This window comes from Achromobacter sp. SD115 (assembly GCF_017355315.1).
In the GTDB taxonomy this organism is placed as follows: domain Bacteria; phylum Pseudomonadota; class Gammaproteobacteria; order Burkholderiales; family Burkholderiaceae_B; genus Achromobacter; species Achromobacter xylosoxidans_B.
Genome location: NZ_JADIJM010000002.1, coordinates 25,201 through 43,570 on the forward strand (window position 1 = coordinate 25,201; position 18,370 = coordinate 43,570).

Consider the following 18,370-nt stretch of genomic DNA (forward strand, 5'->3'; position numbering starts at 1 on the left):
CAAGGCGCGGGAGCACACTGGAACCGTCCCGCGCCCGCTCAGGCCCCGGCGCGACGCGGGGTCAGGCCGCGCGCGGTCGCGGCTCAGGGGCAGGGCATGTAGCCATGAAAATCCTTTGGGCAGCCGCGCTGCTGGCAGCCTTCTGGGGATCCGCCACCGCGCAAGGCGGCGGCCCCTCCGTTCCCCAGCCCCCGCCTTCGGCCCGCGTCATCCCCGATGCCTGCGTGGGTACATCATGCCCCCGGCTCGTCAATCCGGGCGCCAGTCAGGAACCCTGCCTGGGCACCGGCTGCGCCACCGCGGGCAGGCCGCCGGGCCCGCCCGCACCGCCTTCCAGCGGACCCAGCCGCCAGCCGGGCTGGATGAGTCCGGCGCCATCCCGTTTGCCGCCGATGCCGGCGCAGCGCGGCGTGCCGGCCGGGCCGCTGACACCGGCGCCGCCGCTGCCGGTGCCGAGGTAAGTGGGTACTGGATAGGAGCCGGCAAAAAGACCGGAAAAAAACCGGAAAAGTTAAGCAGATAAATCCACCCGGATGGTGGATTTATTTTTTTGTTATCAACCATGTAGGTCGAGTCGAGAGTCCGAAAGACAACCGGCAGGCAGGCTCCCGATCAGCAAGCTCATGGTAGTCCCGAACGCCCCCCGCCATCCGCATATACGACCGGTAAGGCTCCGCCTGAACCATCTCCTCCAACAACTCCCGCAGGATGTCCTGCACGATCTTCACCGCCTGCGTCAGCGGTCGGTTCGATGCGGTGGCCAGCATCAGGCGCGTGGACAGGGCGGGGTTGACGATCCTGCGGGCGACCAGCTGGCCGCTGTTCAACTCGCCCACCACCGCGGGCAGGGCCAGGACCGTGTGGGCCAGTCCGTTCAACACGATTTCCTTCATCAGTTCCAGCGCGTCCATTTCGAATACGACGTTCAAGGGCGCGTCCGCTTGCGCCGCCGCCTGTTCCAGCGTGCGGCGCAGACCGTGGCTGCGCGTGGGCAGCGCCAACGGCAGATCAGCCAGCTGCGAGAAGTCGATGCAGGACAAGGCCCGCGCGGCGGGTGACAGGTTCTGCGCCGGGGATACCAGCGCCAGATCCAGTTCGGCCAGGGGATCGACCACCACGTGCTGCGAGCGCCGCGCGTCGTGCAGCACGGCGATGTCGACACGGGCGTTGGCCAGCCATTCGTGCACATAGCCGCTATAGCCCGTGATGACGTTCAACTGTATGCGCGGATGGCGTTTCCAGATTTCCGCCACCAGTGGCATGCCAACCATATGGGACAGCGTAGGCGTCAGGCCCAGGGTGACCTGGCCCGAAGGCGATTTCTGCTCGTCGTGGAATTCGGTCACGACCCGCGCCATTTGCGCCAGCAAGGGGCGCAAGCTATCCAGCAGCTTCTCGCCCTCGGGCGTCAGGGACACGCCGCGGCCGTTGCGGTAGAGCAGGGCGCAGCCGCATTCGTCTTCCAGCTTCCTGACCTGCCGGCCCAGCGCCGATTGCGCGATGCCCAGCACCGAGGCAGCCTTGGAGAAGCTGCCCGAATCGGCGACGTGGATCAGGTTCTCGATCTTGCGTAGGTCCATCGCAATGTCTCGCCGCCTGCTTGCGGGCAGGCGCTCCTTGTGTGCGTTTCTTGTATATCTGATAGGCACAGTATGCCTACATGGCATCCCGCCAGCCATCCTAGAATTCCTGCGTATTCGCCCCGCGCCTGAGCGCTTGCCCTTGGTTTCCGGCCATCCATGACACCTGTTTCCGAACTGAACACGTCTTCCCACGCCTTGCTCGACATCTTCGCCCGCAATGGCATCGACCGCGTTTTCCTCGTGCCTGGCGAAAGCTATCTGGGCGTGCTCGACGCCCTGCATGATTTCCCGGGCATCGACGTGGTGACCTGCCGGCATGAAGGCGGCGCGAGCTTCATGGCCTGCGCCGACGGCCGGTTGACGGGCCGGCCGGGCGTGGTCATGGTGTCGCGGGGGCCAGGCGCGGCCAACGCGGCCATCGGCGTGCACGCCGCGCAGCAGGATGGCGCGCCGATGATCCTGGTGATCGGACAGGTGCCGCGCAAGGACTTGCGCAAGGAGGCGTTCCAGGAGATCGACTATCAGCAGATGTTCGGTTCCATCGCGAAGTGGGTGCATGAGGTGGCGGCGCCGGAGGACCTGGCCTGGGCCGCCTTCAAGGCGCTGCGGGTGGCGGCCTCCGGCACGCCCGGGCCGGTGGTGCTGGTGGTGCCGGAAGACGTGCAGCAGGCGCAGGTGCCGCAACCGGATTGGGTGGCCGAGCCTGCCAGCCCGACGCAGCCGGCGCCCGCCACGCTGGCGCGGCTGCAAGCCTTGCTGGATGGCGCCCGCAAGCCGCTGATCATCGCCGGCGGCGCCTTCAACGCGCCGGGCGGGCGCGATGCGCTGCGGCAGCTGGCTGAAAGGCATGGCGTGCCGGTGGCGGTATCGTTCCGCCAGCACGACCTGTTTCCGAACACGCACCCGCTGTACGCGGGGGACCTGGACCTGGCGACGCAGGCGGCCCAGGTCGCGGCCTTCGACGCCAGCGACCTGATCCTGGCGCTGGGCACGCGCCTGGGCGATATCACCACGCAGGGCTATGCATTCCCCGGCTATCCCAAACCCTCGCAGACGCTGGTGCATTGCCATGCGGACGCGCATTTCGTGAACCAGCATTTCGCGGCCGACGTCGGCATCGTGGCCGATCCGGTGGCCACCGCGCAGGCGTTGGCGGCCTTGCCCGCGACGGGCTGCGCGGCGCGCGGCGATTGGGCGGCTTCCTTGCGCGCCATCCGGGAGCGCATATCCGCCTGGCCCGATCCCAAGGCGGACGACGGCGTGCCGTTCGTGTCCGTGGTCCGCGCCCTGGTCGAACAGGCGCCGCGCGACCTGATGGTCTGCCTGGACGCGGGGACCTTCGCCGCGCCGGTGTACCGCCATTTCCCCTTTGCCTACCCGCAGAGGCTGATGGCCTCGCAGTCCGGCGCCATGGGCTACGGCACGCCGGCCGCCATCGCTTCGCAGCTGCGCAATCCGCAAAGCAAGGTGGTGTGCCTGGTGGGCGACGGCGGCTTCATGATGACGGGCAACGAGATGATGGCCGCGGCCGAGCGCGGACTGCCGGTGTTCCTCATCGTCTCCAACAACAATTGCTATGGCTCCATCCGCCTGCATCAGGCGCGCACCTATCCCGGGCGATACGCAGGTACCAATCTCGCCAGCCCCGATTTCACGATGATGGCGCGCGCCTTCGGCATGCAGACAGAGCACGTCACCCGCGCGGACCAGGTGGCCGGCGCCATCGCCCGCGGGCTGGCCTCGCCCGTCCCGTACTTCCTGGAGGTCAAGACCAGCCTCGCTGCGATCCTGCCGGAAGGCGCGGACAGCGGGGCGGGCATCGATCTGCTGGGGCGCGGCCAGCCGGCGGCTCATTCGCGGTAGCCGGGATCCTTCCTGTCCATCAGGCGCAGCATGGCCGGCCATTCCAGTTCGCCAAAGGGGCGGCGCGTGGTCGGCTGGTACAGGTGCCAGGTTTTTTCGATCACTTCCGGAGGCGGCAGGCAAAGTTCGCGGTTGGCGGCCAGCGCGTCGACCTGCGCCTTGCACGCCATCTCCAGCCAGTACAGCGTGTTGAACGCCTGTGCGATGCTGGGGCCTGCCGCCAGCAGGCCGTGGTTGCGCAGGATCATCGCCTCGTTCTGGCCCAGGTCCGCCACCAGCCGCGCGCGCTCGTCCAGGTCGATGGCCACGCTTTCGTAGTCGTGGTACGGGATCTTGGCGAAGCGCATGGCGGTCTGGGTCAGCGGCAGCAAGCCGCATTGCAGCGCCGACACCGCCATGCCGGCCCGCGTGTGCGTGTGGATGACGCACTGCACGTCGTGGCGGGCGCCGTGCACCGCGCTGTGGATGACGTAGCCGGCGGCGTTGATGCCGTACTCGCCCGGCTTGTCCAGAACGTTCCCGTCCAGGTCGATCTTGACCAGGCTGGATGCGGTGATTTCGTCGTACATCATGCCGTAGGGGTTGATCAGCAGATGGCCCTCGGGTCCGGGCATGCGCGCGGTGATGTGGTTGTAGATGAGATCGCTCATGCCGAAGTGGGACACCAGCCGGTAGCAGGCGGCCAGTTGGATGCGGGTGTCGCGTTCGGCGGGGCTCATGGGGCTATGCATGGTTCGGGTCTCCGGGTCAGTCGCTGGCTTTGACGTTGAAATCGCGCACCACCTTGCCCCACGACTCGTGCTCGGACTTCATCAGCGCGCCGAATTCGGCGGGCGTGGCGGTGGTGCGGACCTGGGCGCCCAGGTCCGCCAGCTTGTCGCGCACGGCCGGGTCCGCCAGTACGGCGTTGACCTCGACGGCCAGCTTTTGCTGGATGTCGGACGGGATGCCGGCGGGCGCGATCAGGCCCAGCCAGGCGCCCATGTCAAAGCCCGGAAAGCCTTGTTCGGCGACCGTAGGTACATCCGGCAGGCTGGCGACCCGCTCCGGGGTGCTGACGGCGATCGCCTTCAGGCGGCCGGCCTTTACCATGGACAGGGACGACACCATGGTGTCGAAGCTGGCATAGGTCCGTCCGCCCACGATGTCCGTCTGCGCCTGGCTGCTGCCCTTGTAAGGCACGTGGATCATGCTGGCGCCGGCCTTGGCCAGCAGCACCGAGGTCACCAGATGGCTGGTGGTGCCGACACCGGTGGTGGCGTAGGTGTATTGGTTCGGCTTGGCCTTCACGGCCGCGAGGAAGTCCTTGAGGTTACTGGCTGGATTGTCCGGACTGACGACGAACAGATAGGGCAGCCAGGTCAGCAGCCCGATGGGCGCGAAATCCTTGCGCGCGTCGTAGTTCAGGTTGGGATAGACATGCGGGTTGATGGCTTGCGGCGCGGAGGCGCCGATCATGAGCGTATAGCCGTCGGGCTTGGCGCGCGCGCCAAGCCCCGCGGCGATGGAGCCGCCCGCGCCGGGCTTGTTCTCGACGATGAACTGCTGGCCCAGCCGCTGCGCCAGGCGGTCGCCGACCATCCGGGCGACGGTGTCGGTGGCCGTGCCGGGGGGGAAGCCGACCAGGATGGTGACGGGTTTGGCGGGATAGGGGGCTTGCGCCCAAGCCGGCCCGGCTGCGGCCCAGGCCGAAACGGCCAGCATGGCTGCCAGCGCGGCCCGTCGCCATGATGATGGAATTGCCCCGGGGGCGGATTGCGTTCCGCCTCGCCTTATCGCATTGCGCATCGTTGTCTCCAGTCATTGTTCTGATGGCGGGAGAGCGCCTGCGCCTGCCCGCAACGGCGTCCCGGTAGGTAGGCCGTCGCCGTTCAAGGTCGCACAAGGACCGGCCGCCTTCAATGACGCCGGCGGCCAAGCAGATAACGCGAAATGGCATGGATGGCGGACGCCGTGCAGGCGTCCGCCCGGGAGATCAGAGCGTCAGGCTGATCCAGGTGGTCTTCAGGTCGCTGTACTTGTCCAGCGCGTGCAGCGACTTGTCCCGGCCGAAGCCGGATTGCTTGACGCCGCCGAACGGCACGGTGATGTCGCCGTCGGCGTAGCAGTTGACCCACACCAGGCCCGCGCGCAGGCGGCGCGAGAGGCGGTGGGCGCGCGACAGGTTGGCGGTCCAAAGGCCTGCGCCCAGGCCGTAGATCGAGTCGTTGGCCAGCCGCACCGCATCGTCCTCGGTGGCGAAGCGCTGCGCGGCCAGCACCGGGCCGAAGATTTCCTCGCGCACCAGGCTGCTGTCCTGATCAGCGCAATCGAAAATCGTCGGCTCGATGTAGTAGCCCCCGGTGGCTGTGCGCGCCTGGCGGCCGCCCAGACGCAGCTGCGCGCCCTCGGCGGAGCCTGCCTCGATGCGGGCCAGCACGCCGCGCATCTGGCGTTCATCGACCATGGCGCCCATGGCGGTGGCGGGGTCCAGCGGATCGCCCGGCTGCAGCGTGGCGGCGTAGTCCGCGACCTTGGCCATGAAGGCGTCGTAGATGCCGTCCTGCACGTACAAGCGGGAACCGGCGATGCAGACTTCGCCCTGGTTGGAGAAGATGGCCAGCGCCGCGGCCTGGGCGGCGCGGTCCAGGTCGGGGCAGTCCTTGAACACGATGTGCGGCGACTTGCCGCCGCATTCCAGCCAGACGCGCTTCAGGTTCGACTGGCCCGAGTACGCCATGAAGCGCTTGCCGGTGGCGGTGGACCCGGTAAAGGCTATGCAGTCCACGTCGGGATGCAGGCCAAGCGCCTGGCCGGCTTGCGCGCCCAGGCCGGGTACCACGCTGAAGACCCCGGCGGGAATGCCGGCTTCCTCGGCCAGCGCCGCCAGCCGGATAGCCGACAGCGAAGCCTGCTCGGCTGGCTTGAGGATGACGCTGTTGCCCGCGGCGAGAGCCGGCGCGACCTTCCAGGCGGCCATCATCAAGGGGTAGTTCCAAGGCACCACCGCCGCCACGACGCCCAGGGCTTCGCGCGTGATGGTGGCCAGCGCGTCCGGGCCGGTGGGGGCGATCTCGTCGTAGATCTTGTCGATGGCTTCGGCGTACCAGGCGTAACAGCGCGCCGTTTCCGGCACGTCGAAGGCCAGCGCGTCGCGGATGGGCTTGCCCATGTCCAGGGTTTCCAGCAGCGCCAGTTCCTCGCGGTGCTCCTCGATCAGCGCAGCCAGGCGCAGCAGATGTTGCTTGCGCTGGCGCGGCGCCAGGCCGCTCCAGACGCCGGCCTCGAAGGCGCGGCGGGCGGCCTGCACGGCGCGGTCCACGTCGGCCGCGCCGCAAGACGCGACATCGGCCAGCTTGCGCCCGTCTATCGGGCTGGTGGCGGGGAAGGTGGCGCCATCGGCCGCGCCGCAGTAGGCGCCATCGATATAGGCCTGACCGTTGAAGGTAAGCGCGGCGGCGCGGGCGCGCCAGTAGGCGGCATCCTGGCTCATGAGCGGACCCCCTGGGCGTTGGCGCGCGCCACCATGGCGTCCAGCAGCACGTTGCAGCCGGCTTCCAGGTCGGCGGGCTTGGCGTCCTCGATCTCGTTATGGCTGACGCCGTCCTTGCAGGGCACGAAGATCATGGCGGTGGGCGTGACGGCAGCCATGTAGACCGCGTCGTGGCCGGCGCCGGTGACGATGTCCATGGCGGCCAGGCCGCGGCGGGCGGCGCCGTCGCGCACCTTGCCCACCAGGTCCAGGTCGAACGGCGTGGGCGGGAAGTACTGTACGTGCTTCACGTCCACGGCCACGTTGTGGCGCTGCGCGATGTCCGCGCAGATCTCGTGCCAGCGCTGGTCCATGCGGGTGAGCGTGGCCTCGTCCTCGTGGCGCAGGTCCGCCGTGAAGCGCACCTGGCCCGGGATGACGTTGCGCGAGCCGGGGTGCGCGTGGATCTCGCCGACGGTGCCGCGGCCATGCGGCTGATTGTCGTTGGCGATCTCCACGACCGCCTGCAGCAGGTAGCTCGCGGCATACAGCGCGTCGCGCCGGATCGGCATCGGGGTGGGGCCGGCATGCATTTCCATGCCGGTCACGGTCACGTCGTACCAGCGCAGGCCGAGCGATCCGGTCACCACGCCGACCACTTTTTCCTCGTGCTCCAGGATCGGGCCCTGCTCGATGTGGGCCTCGAAGTAGGCCCCCACCGGGCGGCCGCCCACGGGGTCCGTCCCGGCATAGCCGATGGCGGCCAGCTCGTCGGCCACCGACTTGCCGTCGCGGTCGGTGGCGGACAGCGCCACTTCCAGCGGGAACTTGCCGGCGAACACGCCCGAACCCATCATCACGGGCACGAAGCGCGAGCCTTCCTCGTTGGTCCAGATGGCCACTTCCAGCGGCGCCTCCGTGACCACGCCATGGTCGTTCAGGCTACGCATGACTTCCAGGCCCGCCAGCACGCCGTAGCAGCCGTCGAACTTGCCGCCGGTGGGCTGGGTGTCGATATGGCTGCCGGTCATGACCGGCGGCAGATCGTTGTTGCGTCCGGCGCGGCGGGCGAAGATGTTGCCCACCTGGTCCACGCGCAGCGTCAGGCCGGCATCGCGCATCCAGCCGGTGACCAGGTCGCGGCCCTGGCCGTCCAGCGCGGTCAGCGCCAGGCGGCAGTTGCCGCCCTTGGCCGTGGCGCCGATCTGCGCCAGGTCCATCAGCGACTGCCACAGCCGCTGTCCGTTGATCGAGATAGTCGTCGTCATATTGGAATCCCTCTGTGTCAGTGGCCGGCGGCGGCATTGCGGGCCAGCGCGGCCTCGCGGATGCCCATCAGGGTTTCGCCGGGCGAAATGCCGTTGGCGTCGTAGCGGATTTCCAGCAGGGCCGGCAGGTTCTCGCGCTCGGCAAAGGCCAGCGCGCGCTCGAAGGCGGGGCCGAAGCTGGCGGTGTCTTCGACGGCTTCGCCATAGCCGCCGTAGCCGCGGATGATCTGGGTGAAGTCCGGGTTCTCGAAGGACAGGGCGATGGTGCGGGCCGGAAACTCGCGTTCCTGGTGCGCGCGGATGGTGCCCCAGATACCGTTGTTGAACACCAGCACCACCACGCCCAGGCGGTATTGCAGCGCCACGCCCAGCTCCTGCATGTTCATCTGGAAGCAGCCGTCGCCGGCGTAGCACACCACCGTGCGCTTGCGGTCTTCCAGCTTGGCCGAGATCGCCGCCGGCAGGCCGTAGCCCATGGAGCCCACGGTGGGCGTGAGGCTGGTGCCGGGTCCGGCATAGCGGCGGTAGCGATGCGGATACAGCGCATAGTTGCCCGCACCCACGGTGATGCAGGCGTCGGCCGGCACATGCGCGTCGACGTAGGCGGCGGCCTGGTCCAGGCTCATCGGGCCGGGCGAGGCCAGCGGTTCCAGGCTGTCGACCAGTTCCTGGTGGGCCGCGCGCACGGCGGCGCCGCGCCCCGTCTTGTGGCCGGGGACGAGTCCGGCCACGCCGGCGGCGAAGCTGGCCACATCCGCCACGATGGCCTGGGTCGGCGAGAACACCCGGCCCAGTTCGGCAGCGTCGGGATACACGTGGATCAGCTGCTGGCGCGGCAGCGGGCTTTCGATGACGGTATAGCCTTCGGTGGTGGCCTCGCCCATGCGCGTGCCCACGGCCAGCACCAGGTCTGCGTCGCGCAGGCGCTGGCGCAGTTCCGGCGTCATGGCCCAGCCGACGTGGCCGGCGGCGTTGGGGTGGCGCTGGTCGAAGCATTCCAGGCGGCGCCAGGCGGTGCCTACCGGCAGCTCGAAGCGCTCGGCAAAGCCTGCGATCTGATCGATCGCGGTCTGGTGCCAGCCGTTGCCGCCCAGCAGCAGGAAGGGGCGTTCGGCAGCGTCCAGCAATTGGGTCATGCGGGCCAGATCGGCGGCGCCGGGGTGGCTGTGCACGCGCGGGTAGCGCGGCAGGTCGGCGACGCGGGCGCGGCCCCACAGCGTGTCCTCGGGCAGCGCCAGCACCACGGGGCCGGGACGGCCGCTGGTCGCCACGGCGAAGGCGCGCGAGATGTATTCGGGAATACGGTCGGTGCGGTCGATCTGCGCCACCCACTTGGCCATCTGGCCGAACATGCGGCGGTAGTCGATCTCCTGGAAGGCTTCGCGCTCCATGAAATCATTGCCCACCTGACCCACGAACAGAATCATCGGGGTGGAATCCTGGAAGGCAGTATGCACGCCGATGCTGGCGTTGGTGGCGCCCGGGCCGCGCGTGACGAAGCAGATACCGGGCTCGCCGGTCAGCTTGCCATAGGCCTCGGCCATGTAGGCCGCGCCGCTTTCCTGGCGGCAGACGACGGCTTCAATGGCATCGGTGTGGTCGTTCAGCGCGTCGATGCAGGGCAGATAGCTTTCGCCGGGGATCATGAACACGCGGCGCGCGCCATGGATGCGCAGCTGCTGCATCAGGATCTGACCGCCATTGCGTTCGGGAATTGCGGCTGACGTCATGCGGAGTCTCCTTGTTGCGGGACTGCCTGCGCGCGGCGCTCGGCGGCCCATCGTTCGAATTGGTGATGGCGCGCCAACAGGCGGCGCGCGGTGTTGTAGACAGGCGGATCGATGCGCTCGGCGTCATGGCGGCCGGCGCGCTGGGCTTCGTAGCGCACGACGCAATCTTGCGCCGCCGCGACTTCGTCCGGGGCGGGCGTGAACACGGCGTGGATCAGCTTGACCTGGTCGGCCACCGTCGCGCACTTGGACTTCAGCCCCAGGCGGCGGGCCCAGCGCACATCGGCTTCCAGCGCCGGCATGTCGCGGTAGTTGAAGGGGCAGTCGATCGGCAGGCAGCCCGCGGCGGTGCAATCCAGCAGGAAGCGGGCGCGTACGTGATGCAGCTCGATGCCGTCCTTGCCGCGCTCGGCGCCCAGGCTGGCGGTCAGGTCCTCGGCCGCCAGCAGGCAGGCGGACACGCGCGGGCTGGCGGTCAGGATGTCGTAGGCGCGGTGCACGCCCAGCGCCGACTCCAGCGTGGGTACGATCTCGGTGCTGCCGGCGGGCAGGCCGAGTTCGGCTTCCAGCGCGGTGATCGCCTGGTCCAGGGCGGCGATCTGCGCCGGGCTCTCGGCATGCGGCAGGAATACCGCGTCCGGAGCGCCGGGCATGACGCCGCGCAGGTCGGCCAGGCCGTCTTCTTCCAACTTGTTGATGCGCACCGCGGCCACCACGCCCTGGGCGCGGCAGCGGGCGAACAGCTCGGCAATGCGCGGACGCGCAGCCGGCCGGTCCGCCGGGGCGGTGAACTCTTCCAGGTCGGCGACCAGCGCGTCGGCGCCGCTGGCCAGGCCGTCGGCCTGGGCGTTGGCGTCCAGGCCGGGCACGAACATCCAGCTGCGGCGCAGGAACGGGGGACGGCGGGAGGGAGTGATGGGGGTCATTGCACGTGCCTCGGCAGGAACAGCACCAGTTCGGGTACGAAAGTCAGCAGCAGCATGACTGCGGTCATGGCCAGCATCATCCAGGACAGCGGGCGCAGGGTCTGCATCATGTTGATGCCGCCGATCTTGCAAGCAGCCATCAGGTCGACCCCGACCGGCGGCGTGTTGGCGCCGATGGCCATGTTGATCGACAGCAGGATGCCGAAGTGCACCGGATCGATGTTGTAGTGCGCCAGCACCGGCATCACGACCGGGGCCACGATGATGATGACTGGGATCGCTTCCATGAAGGTGCCCAGCAGCAGCAGCACCACGGTCAGCACCAGCAGCACGGCGGTCTTGCTGTCGGTCCATTCGACCAGCAGCGTGGACAGCGCCTGCGGCACCTGCTCGGCCACCAGCACCCAGGCGAACAGCCCCGACGCGCCGATGATGAGCAGGATGGACGCGCTGCTCTCGCCCGTGGATTTCAGGTTGTCCCACAGCGACTTCAGGCTCAGCGTGCGGTACCAGAAAAAGCCGATCAGCAAGGCGTAGATGATGGCGCTGGAGGCGGCCTCGGTGGCGGTGAAGATGCCGAAGCGGATGCCGCCGATGATCAGCACCGGCACCATCAGGGCAGGCAACGCGTCGATGGCTGCGGCGCGCAGCTCGGGCCAGCTGAAGGGCTGGCCGCCGGCCCAGTTGTGCTTGCGCGATTGCCAGATGGCCACGCCGATCAGCGACAGCCCCAGCAGAATGCCCGGAATGATGCCGGCCACGAACAGCTTGCCCACCGAGGTGTCGGTGATGGTGCCGTAGACGATCAGCACGATGCTGGGCGGGATGATGGTGGAGGTGGCGCCGGCGCTGCCGACCAGGGCGCAGGAAAAGCCCTTGTCGTAGCCGCTGCGGGCCATGGCCGGCAGCAACAGGCTGCCGATGGCGACCACGTCGGCCACGCCCGAGCCGGACAGCGCGCCGAACATCAGGCAGGCCAACACGGCCACCACGGCCAGGCCGCCCTTGATGTCGCCGACGATGGCGGCGCACAGGCGCACGATGCGCTGGGTCAGGCCGGCACCGTTCATCAGTTGCGCGGCCAGGATGAAGAGCGGAATCGCCAGCAGCGTGAAGCTGTCCAGCCCCACCACATATTGCTGCGCCGCCACCATCATAGGGGCGGAATCGTAGACCGCCAGATAGGCCAGGCAGGACAGCACCAGGCCGAAGGCGATGGGCATGTCGATCAGCACCGTGATCGTGAACACGCCCATCAGGAAGAGAGCACCCGTAGACATCTTGTTAATCCTTTGCAGCGGCGGGAGCGGCGGAGAACAGCTGGGCCAGATGCACAACGATGGTGATGGCGCAGGCGAAGGGCAGCGCCAGATACACCACGCCGGCCGACACGTCCAGTGCCGGCAGGGTCTGGTCCATGGTCAGTTCGGCCAGCTGCCAGCCGGCATAGCCCAGCGCCGCCAGGCCGACGATGATGAGCGCCTGGTTGATGCGTTCAAAGACATTCAGGATGCGGGGATTGCGCACCACGAAGGGCAGCAGCCCCGCCATCAGGTGGGAGCGCTCGAAGCTGCAGACGACGCCGCCGATGAAGGCGGACCACACCAGCACCAGGCGCGGCAATTCCTCGGCCCAGTGCGGCGTGGTGTGGGTGACGAAGCGGGCGAACACCACATAGGAAATCAGGATCGCCAGCAAGGCCACCGCCAGGGCGGCGAAGGCCTTGCTGATGCCCGACAGGATCGCGGACAGTCGGTTGAGCATTACTTGGCCTCGCGGTACTTCTGCACCAGGGCCATCAGCTCGGGGCCGTAGGTGACTGAGTAGGTCTTCCACACCGGCGCGACCGCGGCGGCGAAGGCGGGCTTGTCGACCTCATTGACCTGCATGCCTTTTTCCTTCAACTGGGCGATGAACTGCTGGTCGCCATCCGTGATCATCTGGCGTTGCGCGTCGCGCCACTTGTCGGCGGCCGCCTGCACGATCTTCTTGTCGTCGGCCGAGATGCGGTTCCAGACCGGCTTGGAGATGATCAGGTTGGCGGGACCCCAGACGTGGCCGGTCAGCGACAGGTACTTCTGCACCTCGAAGAAGGACGAGGTGTAGATGATGGACAGCGGGTTCTCCTGGGCGTCGAACACCTTCTGCTGCAGCGCCGAATACAGTTCGCCGAAAGCCAGCGGCGCAGGGTTGGCGCCCAGCGCGGTAAACGTGTCCAGGCGCATCTTGTCGGGCGTGACGCGGGTCTTCAGGCCGGCCAGGTCGGCGGGCTTGGCGACCGCGCCGCGGTTGTTGGTGACGTGGCGGAAGCCGTTTTCCCACCAGGAAATGATGGTCAGGTTCTTCTTGTCCGCCAGCTTGGCCAGCGCCTCGCCCAGCTCGCCGTCGAACGCCTTATAGGCCTGCTGGGAGGTGGACCAGGTATAGGGCAGCTCGACCACGCCGAATTTGGGTTCGATGGGCTGCAATGAGCCCGAGCCGATGATGGCCGCGCCCTGGCTGCCGATCTGCAGGCCTTCGAGCATGGTTTTCTCATTGCCGAGCTGGCCGCTGGGGAACAGCACGAAATTGACGCGGCCGGCGGTCTTTTCCTTGACCTCGGCGGCGAAGCCTTCGGCGGCCTTGTTCCAGCTGTGGCTGGGCGCCAGCACGTGGCCGAGTTTGATGTCCAGGGCATGGGCCGACAGCGGCGCCAGGCCGGCGAGTGCGAGCAGGGCGGCGGCCAGCAAGGTTTGTTTCTTTTGAGGAGCGATGGTCATGGCGGAACTCCGGGAGCAGGGGGGAATGGGTAGGGTCAGTAGGACTGCGCGCGCATCGATGCGGGCCGTCCAGGCAGGGCGATGCGGGTGCCGGTGTCGCTCAGGCCGTGGTCGCCCACGGCGAGGACCTGCATTTCGGCATCCAGGAAATTGCCGACGTACAGATAGCGGCTGTCGGGACTGAAGGCCACGCCCTCGGGCAGCGCGCCGACCTCGATGGCGCCGGCGCGGGTCACGGACTGGCCGTCGATACGCAGCAACACGATCTGTCCGCGCGGGTGGTGGAACCAGGCGCTGGACGGGTTGTTTGAACCTTGCACGATGGCGACCGCCGCATGGCGGCCGTCGGGACTGATGGCGATGCCTTCCGGGCCGTCCTCGACCATGACGCGGTCGATCACGCGCGGCGGATCGGCGCGCAGATCCACCACGCTGACCGAATCCGCGTGGCCATCCGACGCGGTCGGGCTGCCCATGTCCACCACCAGCGCCAGCGCGCCGTCGGGCGACACCACCAGGTTGAACGGCACCAGGCCGGTGGTCAGGTCCTCGGCGGGGTCGTGGGCCACGACCGGCGTGGCGCCGCTCTCGTCTATGCGCAGCACGCCCAGGCGATGGTTGTCGGTCTTGACCACGAACGCGCGGCGGCCGTCGGCGGCAAAGGACACGGCCACGACGGCGGTGTCCATGTCGACCTCGCCGCAGACCTCGGCGCGCTTGCCGGCGATGCGCAGCACCGACACGGAGCGGCCGGCCTTGTTGGCCACCAGCGCCAGCGTGCCGGCGCGGTTGATGGCCAGGCCCGAAGGTTGCAGCCCGACCTCCAGCCGTTGCACGATGGCGGGTGGATTGGCTTCCAGGTCGATCACGTACAGGCCGCGGCCGGGCTCGGGCTGCCAGCCGGCGCCATCGGCGCGCGTGCGCCAGTCCATGGAATCCGCGATCAGGCCCAGGCGCTGGTCGGGCGTGACGGCCAAGTTGACCGGCGGGCCGAACAGCGAGTTGGGCAGGGACAGAGTGGCGACCAGCTCGGGCGCGGCGGGATTGGCGCCGGCGTCGTAGACGCACAGGCTGTCGTTGCCCGGCGCCAGGAAACGGATCTGGCCGTCGTCCCAGGTGACCTTCTGGTCGTTGCCGACCAGCAGCAGGTGGCGTGCGTTCTGAGGCTTCATGCCGCCAGCTCCTGCGCTTGCGGCACTGCCAGGGTGGCGCCGATGAGCTGCCGCGTGTACGGATGGACCGGCTCGAAGTACACCTGGCTGGCGGAGCCGCGCTCGACCACGCGGCCGCCTTGCAGCACCACGATCTCGTCGGCGATGTGTTGCACCACGGCCAGGTTGTGGCTGATGAACAGATAGCCCAGGCCGCGCTCGCGCTGCAGCTCCATCAAGAGGTTCAGGATCTGAGCCTGCACCGACACGTCCAGCGCGGAGGTGGGCTCGTCGCAGATCAGCAGCTGCGGCTCCAGCATCAGCGCGCGGGCGATGGCCACGCGCTGGCGCTGGCCGCCCGACAGTTCGCGCGGATAGCGCGCGGCGAAGGCCGGCACCAGGCCCACGGCGTCCATCATCCGGCGCACCGCGGCGGCTTGCGAGGCCGCATTGCCGATGCCATGCGTGCGCAGCGGCGCGGTCAGGATTTCGTTAATGGTGCGGCGCGGGTTGAGGGAAGAATACGGATCCTGGAACACCATCTGGATGCGGCGGGCGCGGGCGCGCGCCGGCATCGCGGCCAGTGGTTTTCCGTCCAGCAGCGCCTGGCCCTGCGTCGGCGCCAGCAGGCCCAGCATCAGTTTGGCGATGGTGGACTTGCCGCTGCCGGATTCACCCACCAGGCCGATGGTCTGGCCGGCTGGCACGTGCAGGTCGACGTCATGCAGGATGCGCGGGGCGGGACGGCGCGAGAACAGGCTGGCGCGGCCGTACTGGAAGCACAGCGCGTTCAGGCTGATGCTGGCGGAAGGCGTAGTGCGGCTGCTCATGCCGTGACTCCTGGGCGCAAGGCGCCGGGTTTGACGCACAGGCAGCGGTGTCCGCCCTGCACGCGCGGCGGGAAGGGCTGGGCGCAGCGTGCCTCGGCCACCGGGCAGCGGTCGCGGAAGGCGCAGCCGCGGATGGCGGTGTCCAGCGAGGGCACGGCGCCGGCGATGGTGGGCAGGTCGGCGCGCGGCGCGGTGCGTCCGGGCTGGGGGATACAGTTCAGCAGCATGGCGGTATACGGATGGCTGGGGTGCTCCAGCACCTCGCGCACGCTGCCGCCTTCGACGATGTCGCCCGCATACATGACGATGACGTGGTCGGCGATGCGCGCCACCAGGCCCATGTCGTGGGAAATGAACACCATCCCCAGGCCGAACTCGGTCTGGATGTCGCGCAGCAGGTCCAGCAGTTCGGCCTGTACGGTCACGTCCAGCGCGGTGGTGGGTTCATCGGCGATCAGCAGTTCTGGGCCGCACATCAGGGCCATCGCGATCATCACGCGCTGGCGCAAGCCGCCCGACAACTCGAAGGGATACTGCCGCATGCGGTCGCGCGGATTGGCGATGCCGACGCGGCGCAGCAGGTATTCGGCGCGCTCCTCGGCCTCGCGGCGGCTGACGCGCTTGTGCCGGCGCAGCACGTCCACCAGTTGGGTGCCGATGGGGAACACCGGGTTCAGCGAAGTCATCGGATCCTGGAAGATCATGGCGATGCGCGCGCCGCGCAACTGCGCCAGCGCGGCGGGCGTGAGCGCCGCCAGGTCCTGGCCGGCGAACTCCAGCTTGGCCACGCGGCGGCGCGCGGCCGCCGGCAGCAGGTCCAGCAGGGCCAGCGCGGTCAGCGACTTGCCGCAGCCCGATTCGCCGACGATGCACAGGGTCTTGCCGCGCTCCAGGCTGAAGTCCACCGCGCGCACCACGTGCTTGGTGTGCGTGGGTGTGTGGATGTCGATGTGCAGGTTTTCGACCCGCAGCAGGGGTTGGCTGTTTGCGGTCATGGGATCAGCCCTTTTTCATTTGCACGGCGCGCAGCGCTTCGCCGGCGCGGTTCACGCACAGCACCAGCACGAACAGGACCACGCTGGGAATCACCACCAGCGAGGGCTGGAACAGCATGTTTTCCTTGCCCTCGGCAATCATCAGGCCCAGCGACGGCATCGGCGCCGGCACGCCCAGTCCCAGGAACGACAACGAAGCCTCCAGCGTGATCGCCATGGCCGCGTCCACGGTGCCGATGATGAGCAGGTTGCCCACCAGATTGGGCAGGATGTCGCGCCAGATGATTTGCAGATGGGTGCAGCCTTGCAGCCGCGAAGCGGTGACGAACTCGGCGTTGCGCAGGCCGGCCGCCATGGTCCGGGCCACCAGCGCGTAGCGTTCCCACAGCAGCAGGCCCAGCACCAGCACCACCACGGTGAGCGAGGCGCCCACTACCGATACCACCGCCAGCGCCACCAGGATGATGGGCAGGGCCAGGCGCGCAGTGATCAGGAAGGACACGGCGCGATCCACCGCACCGCCGAAGTAGCCCGCCGCCACGCCCAGCGTGGTGCCGATCAGCCCGCCCATCAACGCGACCGACAGGCCGATCAGCGCCGACACGCGCACGCCGTACAGCGCCCGCGCCAGCACGTCGCGGCCCAGCTGGTCGGTGCCGAGAATGTGATTCCAGCTGCCGTCCTCGCTCCAGACGGGCTCTTGCAGACGGGCCAGCAGGTCTTGCGTGTAGGGATCATGCGGGACCAGGTAGGGACCCAGCAGGCCGGCCAACACCAGCAGCGCCAGCATGGCCAGGCCGAAGTTGCGGCCATAGCGGGCCGCGCGTTCGCCGCGCGAGCGGACGGGAAGAGAGGAGGCGATGACGCTGCTCATGATGAAACTCGCACGCGGGGGTCGAGCCAACCATTGACGAGGTCGGCGACCAGGGTCAGGACGATGTAGATCAGGGCGAAGATCAGGATCAGCGCCTGCATCGTGGGAAAGTCGCCGCGCAGGATCGAGGTCCAGGCCAGCAGGCCCGCGCCGTTGATGGCGAACACGGTCTCGATGACGACGGAGCCGGCCAGCAAGGTGCCCATCTGGGCCGCGGCCAGCGACACCAGCGGCCGCAGGGCGTTGCGCAGCGCGTACTTCAACACCACGCTGGGGCCGCCCAAGCCCATGGCGCGGGCGGTGCGGATGTAGTCGGTGGCCAGTACGGTTTCCATTTCGGACTTCATCAGGCGCAGCATGGCTGGCATGGCGAACAGGCCCAGCGCGGTCACCGGCATCACGTAGTGCTTCCAGCTGTCGAAGCCAGAGGCCGGCAGCCATTGGTTGCGCACGCTGAAGACGATGATGAGCAGGAAGGCCAGGCAGAACGGCGGCATGGCCTGGGCGCAGGCCGACAGCAGCATGGTGGCGCGGTCGATCAGCGAGCCGCGGCGCAATCCGGCCAGCACGCCCAGCGGTATCGCCAGCAGCAGCGCAAACAGCATCGCGGCCAGGCCCAGCTTGGCGGTGGCGGGGAAATGCTGGGTCAGCAGTTCGGCCACGGGGCGGCTGAAGTACAGGCTGTCGCCGAAATCGCCGCGGGCGACGCCGGCCAGCCAGCGGCCGTACTGCACCAGGATCGGCTCGTTGAAGCCGTGCAGCTGCGCCAGGCGGGCCGCGTCGGCGGCGCTGCCTTCGCCAGCCAGGCGCGCCGCCGGATTGCCGGAAGCGAACACCAGCGAAAAGCTGATCAGCGAGACGAACACCACCAGCAGCGCGGATACCACCAGGCGACGGAACAGGAATGCAATCATGGGGCTACCTATGACGGTGTGCGCCG

General features: G+C 68.5%; 17 protein-coding genes. 2 read left to right on the forward strand and 15 right to left on the reverse strand.

Annotated features, from left to right (window positions below; genetic code table 11):
• Positions 1 to 104: 104 nt before the first annotated feature.
• Complete coding sequence (locus IPU70_RS02490) at positions 105 to 461, forward strand: hypothetical protein (RefSeq protein WP_207464665.1); 357 nt, start codon at positions 105 to 107, stop codon at positions 459 to 461.
• 81 nt (positions 462 to 542) lie between these two features.
• Here IPU70_RS02490 and IPU70_RS02495 read toward each other — a convergent pair whose 3' ends face one another.
• Positions 543 to 1,580 carry a LysR family transcriptional regulator gene (locus IPU70_RS02495; RefSeq protein WP_242702286.1) on the reverse strand — a complete coding sequence of 346 codons (1,038 nt, stop codon included), beginning with the start codon at positions 1,578 to 1,580 and terminating at the stop codon, positions 543 to 545.
• Between the two features lie 159 nt (positions 1,581 to 1,739).
• Between IPU70_RS02495 and IPU70_RS02500 the strand changes: the two genes are divergently transcribed.
• Entirely contained in the window at positions 1,740 to 3,446 is a 1,707-nt protein-coding gene (locus tag IPU70_RS02500; RefSeq protein WP_207464666.1) for a thiamine pyrophosphate-binding protein, read from the forward strand.
• Here IPU70_RS02500 and IPU70_RS02505 read toward each other — a convergent pair.
• From IPU70_RS02505 to IPU70_RS02570, 14 genes are all read right to left on the reverse strand, one after another.
• Positions 3,434 to 4,177 carry a class II aldolase/adducin family protein gene (locus tag IPU70_RS02505; protein WP_207464668.1) on the reverse strand — a complete coding sequence of 248 codons (744 nt, stop codon included), beginning with the start codon at positions 4,175 to 4,177 and terminating at the stop codon, positions 3,434 to 3,436. The two genes, IPU70_RS02500 and IPU70_RS02505, sit on opposite strands and share 13 nt — an antisense overlap.
• Before the next feature lie 16 nt (positions 4,178 to 4,193).
• Positions 4,194 to 5,150: a tripartite tricarboxylate transporter substrate binding protein gene (locus tag IPU70_RS02510; protein ID WP_242702287.1), complete on the reverse strand. Its 957-nt coding sequence runs from the start codon at positions 5,148 to 5,150 to the stop codon at positions 4,194 to 4,196.
• Positions 5,151 to 5,421: 271 nt separating this feature from the next.
• Complete coding sequence (locus tag IPU70_RS02515; RefSeq protein WP_207464670.1) at positions 5,422 to 6,918, reverse strand: aldehyde dehydrogenase; 1,497 nt, start codon at positions 6,916 to 6,918, stop codon at positions 5,422 to 5,424.
• On the reverse strand, positions 6,915 to 8,165 hold the full coding sequence (locus IPU70_RS02520; protein WP_207464672.1) for a Zn-dependent hydrolase: 1,251 nt from the start codon (positions 8,163 to 8,165) through the stop codon (positions 6,915 to 6,917). Before IPU70_RS02520 ends, IPU70_RS02515 begins: the two co-directional genes overlap by 4 nt.
• 17 nt (positions 8,166 to 8,182) lie before the next feature.
• A complete protein-coding gene (locus tag IPU70_RS02525; protein ID WP_207464674.1) occupies positions 8,183 to 9,895 on the reverse strand; it encodes a thiamine pyrophosphate-binding protein in 1,713 nt (570 codons plus the stop codon).
• Complete coding sequence (locus IPU70_RS02530; protein WP_207464676.1) at positions 9,892 to 10,821, reverse strand: CoA ester lyase; 930 nt, start codon at positions 10,819 to 10,821, stop codon at positions 9,892 to 9,894. The genes IPU70_RS02525 and IPU70_RS02530 overlap by 4 nt, the downstream gene beginning before the upstream one ends.
• Positions 10,818 to 12,101, reverse strand: a complete 1,284-nt coding sequence (locus tag IPU70_RS02535; protein WP_207464679.1) for a TRAP transporter large permease — start codon at positions 12,099 to 12,101, stop codon at positions 10,818 to 10,820. The genes IPU70_RS02530 and IPU70_RS02535 overlap by 4 nt, the downstream gene beginning before the upstream one ends.
• Before the next feature lie 4 nt (positions 12,102 to 12,105).
• A complete protein-coding gene (locus IPU70_RS02540; protein WP_207464680.1) occupies positions 12,106 to 12,585 on the reverse strand; it encodes a TRAP transporter small permease in 480 nt (159 codons plus the stop codon).
• Positions 12,585 to 13,580 (reverse strand): DctP family TRAP transporter solute-binding subunit, encoded by a 996-nt coding sequence (locus IPU70_RS02545; protein WP_207464682.1) that lies wholly within the window; start codon positions 13,578 to 13,580, stop codon positions 12,585 to 12,587. The genes IPU70_RS02540 and IPU70_RS02545 overlap by 1 nt, the downstream gene beginning before the upstream one ends.
• Positions 13,581 to 13,615: 35 nt before the next feature.
• The gene (locus tag IPU70_RS02550) at positions 13,616 to 14,752 is read right to left on the reverse strand and encodes a YncE family protein (protein ID WP_207464684.1); all 1,137 of its coding nucleotides are present in this window, start codon (positions 14,750 to 14,752) and stop codon (positions 13,616 to 13,618) included.
• Positions 14,749 to 15,561 (reverse strand): ATP-binding cassette domain-containing protein, encoded by an 813-nt coding sequence (locus tag IPU70_RS02555; RefSeq protein WP_207464687.1) that lies wholly within the window; start codon positions 15,559 to 15,561, stop codon positions 14,749 to 14,751. The genes IPU70_RS02550 and IPU70_RS02555 overlap by 4 nt, the downstream gene beginning before the upstream one ends.
• Positions 15,558 to 16,556, reverse strand: coding sequence for an ABC transporter ATP-binding protein (locus IPU70_RS02560; RefSeq protein ID WP_207464689.1), 999 nt, complete (start codon positions 16,554 to 16,556; stop codon positions 15,558 to 15,560). Before IPU70_RS02560 ends, IPU70_RS02555 begins: the two co-directional genes overlap by 4 nt.
• Before the next feature lie 4 nt (positions 16,557 to 16,560).
• Complete coding sequence (locus IPU70_RS02565) at positions 16,561 to 17,430, reverse strand: ABC transporter permease (protein WP_013393735.1); 870 nt, start codon at positions 17,428 to 17,430, stop codon at positions 16,561 to 16,563.
• Complete coding sequence (locus IPU70_RS02570; protein WP_207464691.1) at positions 17,427 to 18,344, reverse strand: ABC transporter permease; 918 nt, start codon at positions 18,342 to 18,344, stop codon at positions 17,427 to 17,429. Before IPU70_RS02570 ends, IPU70_RS02565 begins: the two co-directional genes overlap by 4 nt.
• Positions 18,345 to 18,370: the final 26 nt, after the last annotated feature.